The sequence below is a fragment of the Bradyrhizobium sp. 132 genome, from assembly GCF_023074185.1.
In the GTDB taxonomy this organism is placed as follows: Bacteria; Pseudomonadota; Alphaproteobacteria; order Rhizobiales; family Xanthobacteraceae; genus Bradyrhizobium.
Map to the genome: position 1 here is coordinate 1 of NZ_JADPKY010000061.1, position 7,683 is coordinate 7,683.

Below are 7,683 nucleotides of genomic sequence, written 5' to 3' on the forward strand. Positions count from 1 at the left end.
CATCGCAATGCGCGCCGACAAGACCGACCAGAGCTTCACTTCAATGATCTATCTGGCCGCGGCCGCGATAAACTCCAGATGAATCCCAACAGACCCTAGGCCACTGAGGTCGGAAACAAGCCACATGGTCGGCGCCTGCATCGCGGTGTGGGTTTTCGCGCGCCGCAACAACTGCTCCTTGCTCACTGCGCTCGATATTTGCTCGCCGGGGGGCGCCATCGGCGTTTGCTTCGGCCGGATTGCGAACTTCATCCAGCCGGAACTTTGGGGACGTCCGACCAACGTGCCGTGGGCAATGGTATTTCCCGGGGCCGGTTCGTTGCCGCGGCATCCAAGTCAAATCTATGAGGCCGTTCTTGAAGGACTCGTCGTTTTTGTCATTCTCAGGTTTGCCATTCGCGGCGGCGCCCTGAAGCGTCCTGGCTTATTGATCGGCCTGTTCGGCCTTAGCTACGGTGTAGCGCGAATTCTGTGTGAGTTTTTTAAGGCGCCCGATCCCGACCTGTTCAGTTTTTCATTTGTCACGATGGGGATGCTGCTAAGCCTGCCGATGGTTGCCGTTGGAGCGCTCGTGATCGCGTTAACCTCGTACCGCCATCGAGTACCGCGAATTAACGAACAAAGGAACGCTTACGGCTCAGGACGCAGTGATGGGCATAGGGGATTGTGACGTCGGGCGGAAAGAACTTGAGGCCGCCATCATTCGCTCAGCTTGCGATAGCGGCGATCCAGGCGCGCAAGGACATTCCCCGGCTAACCTAATAAGCGACCGCTTCAAAGTCCCGAGTGGCTTGAGCTGACTTGAGAGTGCCCGTTGCATTCTGAACGCGCGAAATTCACCAATGCCGTGGTGAACGGATCGGGAAAGTTCAGAACGCGCGTTGATATTATTGAGCGGCTGAGCGGATTTCGATTCCGAGGGCCGGGAGTTCGAATCTCTCCGAGCGCGCCAATTCTCAGGCCAGAGTTTTTCGGATCTGGCCGCGGCCGGGAGCCGCCGCTACTTGCCCTGGATCTTCAGCCCGTTGAGACCGACATTGATTTGCAGGCCGTCGGGCTGCTTCTTCGTTTGGTAAAGATTGTAGCCGAGCACGGCCGACCATCGGCGAAGCAGACTTCTTAGCTGCCGGTTTGAGGCACAGCTTCGTGCTTACGGATGCGGACGGCGAGAGCATGCCGGCATCAAAGGTCATCGTGCAGGTTGCAAACTATAAATTTCTTGGCTCGGAAAGTTGGGGGCGGAGTAACGGCCACGGCTTCGGGGGCTGGGGTGTGAAGAACGGGGCCGCTCCGCGGCGTCGGCGGCACGACCGGAAAACCTTAACCTGCGACGAAGTTCCGCGTTCCACTGCGAGGCGAAGCGCTGCATAGTTTCCCCATTGCTTGCCAAGTTTCCATGAGGTTTTCGCCATGTCGAACAGTGTCGAAGATCTACAGATGCTGCGCTTGATTAGGGCATTTCAAAAGCTAACCGATCAAGGCACACGGCGCACGGTGCTCTTGTACGTCGAAGATCAGGTTCAGAAGCAGCAAGCCGAGGGACCGGTCGAGTGCTCCACCAAGTCCTCTCCTGGGACTGGCAGCAGCACAACCGTAGATTCGTAGTCGTCGGCCTGCAGACATGCAAAGCTAAGGCATATTTCGCGTCTCGGAGGAGAAACCCGATGCGCCTTGCATTGCCTTATCTAGGAATTGGTCTCTGTGCGTCGCTGGCGGCATGGATGTCGGTGATGCTGTTCTATTGAAGTCCGTCCGTCGATGCGGGCGATCCGTAACTGTCTAGGCGGGAGGGTCGTTCCCTTTCGGCTCTTGCAAGAATTTTGGCATGTGTCCACGCGCTTCGCGACCACGCAGGGCGGGGCGTTCGGACGGGTCGCGGCCGAGCTTGGCCTGCAGCTCGACGAGGTCGGTGAAGACGTCGGGCTGGCGGCGCAGCTCGCGATCAGCGGCGGTTGGATCGCGATGGTGGAGATCACGGTGACCCGCACGCCGCGGCGCTGAACGGCCTCGACCAGGTAGCGGAAGTCGCCGTCGCCCAAAAAAGCACCATTTGCTCGATGGCTCGGCGAACTCCATGGCGTCCACGGTGAGCAAAGAAGCGCACAAAACGCGCAGCCGGAAAGACTGCCAGAACAATGGCGACTCGTCGCTAAGCAGCGTGCCGCATAGAATAGCCCAGTTCCAACGTGTATCGGAATCTCAAAAATCTCCACGCCGTTTTCGTCCCGGACCCTGATGTAGTTGCCAGGCTGCGCGAAGGGTGGATTCTCAGCGTGAATGCGATGAGCGATGAACTTGGCGAGCCTTTGCCTCGCGGCGGGACGCGCATTGATGTCCTACCCTATCGCAGGCCGTGAACGCGCCAGCTAGATCGAAGTAAAAGCGCTTCATGAACGTAAAACGATCGTTCCTGCGCCGCGTTCCTATGGGCTTCTCGTCTCACGCGGACCCGATAATCTTACCTGATGACAAACGCTCGACATTGCGAGCGACGACCTTTCTGTAGTGATCAAGAACCTCGCCGCTGTTGCCGCCGCGGAAGAATATCGTCCGAGCCTCCTCAGCAGCTTCCAGCTTTTCCGTGACCACGAGGAACATCTCGTCAGCGGTGCCCGTGCCGGCCGCGATCTGCCGCAGCCGCAAGTCGATGACGTGGAGGGCATCTGCCATAAGTGTCAGCATCGAATACCAAGCTAGCATAAGAACTCCGGTCCGGCCGATGACGTTGCGCGGCCGCAAAACAAGGCGGAGCGCGCAGATTAAGAGCCTCTGTGGCAGCCCGGGTTACTAATCCGTCGTGTCAGGGAATCCCTCTCCTGTAGGACGCGTCAGCGATAGGAACGAAATTACCAGAGGCCGCTTGGTCGCTAAAGGAATCGCAGCATGAAAGTCCTTCGTCTCGCTCTCGCCATGGCAATCGTCCTTCCCTGTGCCGCCTTCGCTCAAGGCGGAGGAGGTGGTGGAGGCGGTAGCGGGGGAGGCGGCAGCGGTGGCGGGTCTGCTGGTGGTAGCGCCGGTGGCGCAGCCTCTTCAGCTGCGGGCGGCGCTGGCCCGAGTTCTTCACCCTCCGGCGCGGGAAATGCTGCGTCCGGCGCAGCAAATGCCGCCGGCACAACTTCGGGCGTGGCCGGCAGCCCAACCGGCACCGCGGCAGCTCCCGGCGCAGCCCCGTCAACTAACCAGGGAACGGGAGAAAGAAACGGCTCTGCCATGGGCGGACAGGCACCGGGTACCAATGCCGCCGGTACTGCAACGTCCTCAGGATCTCCAGGCGCCAGCGTGCAGACCGCGGCGCCAGCAGGCGGCATCGGGAGACCGACGACAACCAACACGCAAGATAGCGACGCTAAAATAGATCAAGAGAACGACAAGACAGACAGAACGGTGGGGAAGATTTGCAAAAACTGTTGAAAAGCGTTTTTTATCCCCTCCTCATTGCAGCGCTTCCTGTGCTTCACACGGCAGATGCGAAAAGCCGGCACCATCATCACCGCCCGCAGCCCGTTACTGCAGGCGATCCGCAAAATAAACCTGCTGCAGATATTCGCGATCCAGCGGATAAAGCGCTGGATAAGAAGATCAAGAGTATCTGCCGAGGGTGTTAGCCGCAGCCGCCGCTCTTAGAAGTTCGAGATCCATATTTCCCTGTTTAAAGGCGAGGCCGCCGGGTTCACTCAGGATGCGCCGCTGCAGACAACATTCGGCAGCACCCGCGGCAGCCACGGCGTCCTCCATTCCGCGTCTTCCGCGAACATCCTCTGCATTCTCGAGCCCCGTAGCGGAGCTCGTCGCTCTTTGACATGGCCTTATCCCCAAAAGCCAGCTCCAACGGGACGACGCGGGACTTGGTTCCTGTCCTGAAAAGGGTTGCGGCCTGCAACCCGGCTAGCCAAGCGGCAATGAGCGGGGAAAGCGGTCAAGGGGGCGCCTTCGCACGAGCGTCAGCGAGCTCGCCCTTGAGGGCTGAAGGGGGCTGATGCGCGAGGGATCGTCACCGGATGGCCAGACAAGACCCGGGCGCGGCACGCGCTAGAGCCCGGTCGGCCGCGCAGCAGAGGGCGCGCCCTGTGACACGGAACTCTGCGGCTTTGAGGGAAGTTGGGTACTGTGAGACCAGCTGGGGAGACGATATGAAGCGTATTACCAAATGGCGGGCCGCAGCCAGGCGCGATCTGATCGAGCCGAATGGTGAGGACCACAATCGCCGCACGAAGGCTGAGAAGGCGGCCAAGGCGGGGCAGGTCCATCGCGGTGACCGGAAGTCGTCCAAAACAAAGCCGCGGAAAAAGACGAGTGCGCGAACGTAGCACCACATTAGATCTCTTCGGAGCGCCCCACCTTCCGGAAGGCACGAAGTATCAGCCGGACTTTCTCGTGCCCGAGGAGGAGCACGCGTTGCTGCGTCATGTCGAGCGCCTGCCGTTCAGCGAATTTGAGTTTCACGGATTCACCGGCAAGCGCCGGACCGTTTCCTTCGGTTGGCGCTACGATTTCAACGGCGGGGGCCTTACGAAGACGGAAGATATGCCGGAAGTTCTCAGCGAGCTTCGCGCCCGCGCCGAAACCTTTGCCGGAAGCGCTTCCGGTAGCTTTCAGCAGATTCTCGTCACGGAATACGCGCCGGGCGCCGGCATCGGCTGGCACAAGGACCGCTCGGTATTTGGCGACGTCGTGGGCATCTCACTCCTGTCGCCCTGCACGTCCGGCTCCGTAGAAGAAAAAAATCGGATTTGAGCGAATGAACCTCGTTGCCGAGCCGCGCTCCATCTGTCTTCTGCGGGGTCCCTCGCGCACCGAATGGCACCACAGCATTCCCGGCGTCGAAAGCCTGCGTTACTCACTTTCATTCCGCAACGTAGTCGAAGGGCGCGCATCATAGTGGCCCGCGTCTCCACATTGCCGAAGCGCCTGCAGCCGATGCTCGCGACGCTCACTGATGCGCCGTTCGACCACAAGGGCTGGATATTCGAAGACAAGTATGACGGCTTCCGCATGGTGGCAAAGATCGAAGGCGGCAAGGTCACTCTCTACAGCCGCAACGGCAAGATTATCAGCAAGAGCTATATCGAGGTCGCGAAAGCGCTGGAGGGCGTAAAAGCCGAGGCCGTCATCGACGGCGAGCTTGTCGCTCTTGGAAAGGACGGCGTCTCTCATTTCCAGCTGCTGCAGAATGCGCTCCGCCATGAAGCGAAGCTGCAATACTGTGCGTTTGATCTGATGTTTAAGGATGGAGAAGACCTTCGCCGTCTGCCGCTCACAGAACGCAAGAAGCGGCTGAAGGCCATTTTACCCGAAAACGAGCTGATCGCGTTCAGCCGCGACCGGAAGACATTTGGGACAAAATTCTTCGAGGAAGCCGAGCGGAAGGGTCTCGAAGGCATCATGGCAAAACGCGCGGACAGCAAATACCTGTCTGGCGCACGCACCGATGAGTGGCTCAAGATCAAGACCGCTAAGCGCCAGGAGGTCGTCATTGCGGGCTTCACAGCCCCGCGGCGGACGCGGCCGTTTCTTCGGCGCCCTGACCATTGCGCTGCGTGAAGAAAATGGCTGGCGATATATCGGACATGTCGGCACGGGATTCAGTCATGAAGCGTTGGAGGAGCTTCACAAAAAACTCGTTAAGCTGAAGTCTGCCAAATCACCATTCGGAAAAAAAGTGAAAGGCGAGGCCGTTACCACATGGGTAAAGCCGCTGCTTGTCGCCGAGGTGAAATTCACCGAATGGACAAGCTCCGGCGAAATGAGGCATCCGGTCTATCTCGGCCTGCGCGAAGACAAGCCCGCGGGAAAAGTCGTGCGTGAGTACGAAAAACATGCAATTCATAATAAAGCGCGCGGCCCTCGCTCCTGAAGATCGCGAGCATACCGCGCGCCTTCGGCTAAACCGCCAGCTCCTTGCGGACGGCAGCCGCCGAATTACCGACTTTATCAATCGCCCTTTGCAACTCTTCCTGGGACAGACGGAAGTGCTTGAGCCAGTAGTGCAGCTCGGTCCTGTCCTGCAGGTTTATCTTGCTGCGATCCGGCGGAAGCTTGTGCGTCAGGCTCGTCATCGGGGTGCCTCAGTGATGCATAAAAAGAGCGAGAAGAAGAATGATGGGAAGGGGAATGCCGATCAGCCAGAGAAGTGCACCTTTGCCGAAACCCATCGAGGCCTCCTGAGTGATGTTGTCATAGCTTGGAGTAACAACATCTGCGCGGAGCTCTCGTTCCCGCCCTGACGAAAGCTACTGCACTGCACTTGCCAGAAGACGGTCCAGAAATACAGCCTGGCCCTTCAGGATGCGCTCGCGCGCTTCTGCGATGTTGAACCACCCGGCGCGATCCAGCTCAGGAAAGCTCTGAACCCTGCCTGAATGCGGCGGCTATTCCATTTGAAACATGTTGCTTTTGAGCTCATCCGGATTCCAGCCATCCTCGACAGCCCAGACATGTGCGGTTTTGCCGCGCGGGTGGTTTGCCTCGCCAAGCGATGTGAACTCTCCGCGGGGTCTGTGGCCTGTCTCTTCCTCGAATTCCCGTTTAGCTGTGTCGAGCGGCGCCTCGCCGAATGAAATCAGCCCCTTCGGAATGCTCCAGGCACCGTGATCCTTTTCTTCCAGAATGGTCCGCCTGAATGCCCGAGGAGAACTTCCATACTTCCGCTTTTGCGCCGGAACAGGAGAATGCCCGCGCTTGTTTTTGGCAATGATACGGCGCGCGGGGTGCTCATCTATCGCACGGAAGATTCCCGTGAGGGGGCACGGCGACGAGAGCCTTTTGCAGCCGCGCGTTTGCGTTTCGCAAGATACGCAAGCATTTTTGAAAGGGGCATGGCGTTCAGGACGCGATCTGCCGGCACGCCGCCCTTGCGGGCCATTTCGACACCCCAGCGCGCGTGATCGAGCTCGCGAATAGAATGAGCGTCGGGATTGATGATGAAGATACAGCCATATTCAAGCGCATTCTGGTGCCAGCGCCAGTCGAGATCGAGCCGCCAGGGGGTGTGCGTTGACCTCGAGGACAACGCCATACTTGGCGCAGGCGCGGAGCACCTTCTCGACGTCGATGTCGTAACCCGATCGCCGCAGCAGCTGACGCCCCGGTCATGTGGCCAATGATTGTGGTGTGTGGATTGAGATTGCTCGGACGAGGCGCTGCGTCGGCGCCTTCCTTTCCAACTTGAAGCCACCGTGAATGCTCGCGACGACTAAGTCGAAACGCTCCAAGACCTCGTCGGGATAGTCCAGCGAGCCGTCGGCGAGGATATGGATTCGATCCCCTTCAGGATCCGGAAATCCTTGCCGAAACGGTTGTTCAGGCGGTCGGCCTCGCGGTGCTGTTGCTCGATCTACTCGCCGGACAACCCGCTGGCTTAGTGCGCTGACTTCGAGTGATCGGCCATCCCGAATACTCGAAGACAGGACCCGTCCAACGTCAAGGGCCTGCCTGGAAACAAGCGCGGCGGTCAGGAAGCTAGACCAAAACCGAGTGTGCCGTGAGGCAGCACCCTGCTGCCTCACGGCGATCAGGACACCGATTACTGGAAGTGCACAGCCGACGGCCGCTGCCGTCTTCTTGCAGATCCTGCATCGCCCCCGCGACCGGGAAAACCTGGAACTTCTCAGCCCGGCGTATGTTGTGCCGTGCCACTACTGGAGGACGAAATGAACAAGAAATCTTTTCTGCTGCTGATGGCTG

At 59.2% G+C, this 7,683-nt stretch carries 6 protein-coding genes, 1 tRNA gene and 4 pseudogenes; 6 read left to right on the forward strand and 5 right to left on the reverse strand.

What is annotated here, in order from left to right; genetic code table 11:
* Positions 1-124: 124 nt before the first annotated feature.
* On the forward strand, positions 125-670 hold the full coding sequence (lgt, locus tag IVA74_RS10565) for a prolipoprotein diacylglyceryl transferase (RefSeq protein WP_247342575.1): 546 nt from the start codon (positions 125-127) through the stop codon (positions 668-670).
* 206 nt (positions 671-876) lie between these two features.
* A tRNA-Ser gene (locus tag IVA74_RS10570) sits at positions 877-952 on the forward strand.
* An 827-nt stretch (positions 953-1,779) separates the two neighbouring features.
* Here IVA74_RS10570 and IVA74_RS10575 read toward each other — a convergent pair.
* Positions 1,780-2,091: pseudogene (locus tag IVA74_RS10575) on the reverse strand (NYN domain-containing protein); the annotation flags it as partial.
* 348 nt (positions 2,092-2,439) lie between these two features.
* Positions 2,440-2,670 (reverse strand): hypothetical protein, encoded by a 231-nt coding sequence (locus IVA74_RS10580; RefSeq protein ID WP_247342577.1) that lies wholly within the window; start codon positions 2,668-2,670, stop codon positions 2,440-2,442.
* Positions 2,671-3,395: 725 nt separating this feature from the next.
* On the opposite strand from IVA74_RS10580, the gene IVA74_RS10585 reads away from it, so the two are divergent.
* The 4 genes and pseudogenes from IVA74_RS10585 to ligD all read left to right on the forward strand — a co-directional run bounded on the left by IVA74_RS10585 (position 3,396) and on the right by ligD (position 5,854).
* On the forward strand, positions 3,396-3,605 hold the full coding sequence (locus IVA74_RS10585) for a hypothetical protein (RefSeq protein ID WP_247342580.1): 210 nt from the start codon (positions 3,396-3,398) through the stop codon (positions 3,603-3,605).
* 525 nt (positions 3,606-4,130) lie between these two features.
* Positions 4,131-4,307: a hypothetical protein gene (locus IVA74_RS10590; protein ID WP_247342583.1), complete on the forward strand. Its 177-nt coding sequence runs from the start codon at positions 4,131-4,133 to the stop codon at positions 4,305-4,307.
* Positions 4,294-4,734 carry a hypothetical protein gene (locus tag IVA74_RS10595; protein ID WP_346730938.1) on the forward strand — a complete coding sequence of 147 codons (441 nt, stop codon included), beginning with the start codon at positions 4,294-4,296 and terminating at the stop codon, positions 4,732-4,734. The genes IVA74_RS10590 and IVA74_RS10595 overlap by 14 nt, the downstream gene beginning before the upstream one ends.
* A gap of 144 nt (positions 4,735-4,878) precedes the next feature.
* A pseudogene (gene ligD, locus IVA74_RS10600) lies at positions 4,879-5,854 on the forward strand (non-homologous end-joining DNA ligase).
* A gap of 28 nt (positions 5,855-5,882) precedes the next feature.
* Here ligD and IVA74_RS10605 read toward each other — a convergent pair.
* The 3 genes and pseudogenes from IVA74_RS10605 to IVA74_RS10615 all read right to left on the reverse strand — a co-directional run.
* Complete coding sequence (locus tag IVA74_RS10605; RefSeq protein WP_247342586.1) at positions 5,883-6,056, reverse strand: DUF3606 domain-containing protein; 174 nt, start codon at positions 6,054-6,056, stop codon at positions 5,883-5,885.
* A 174-nt stretch (positions 6,057-6,230) separates the two neighbouring features.
* Positions 6,231-6,691: pseudogene (locus tag IVA74_RS10610) on the reverse strand (NUDIX domain-containing protein).
* A 24-nt stretch (positions 6,692-6,715) separates the two neighbouring features.
* Positions 6,716-7,393 (reverse strand): annotated as a pseudogene (locus IVA74_RS10615) (PHP domain-containing protein); the annotation flags it as partial.
* Between the last annotated feature and the right edge of the window lie 290 nt (positions 7,394-7,683).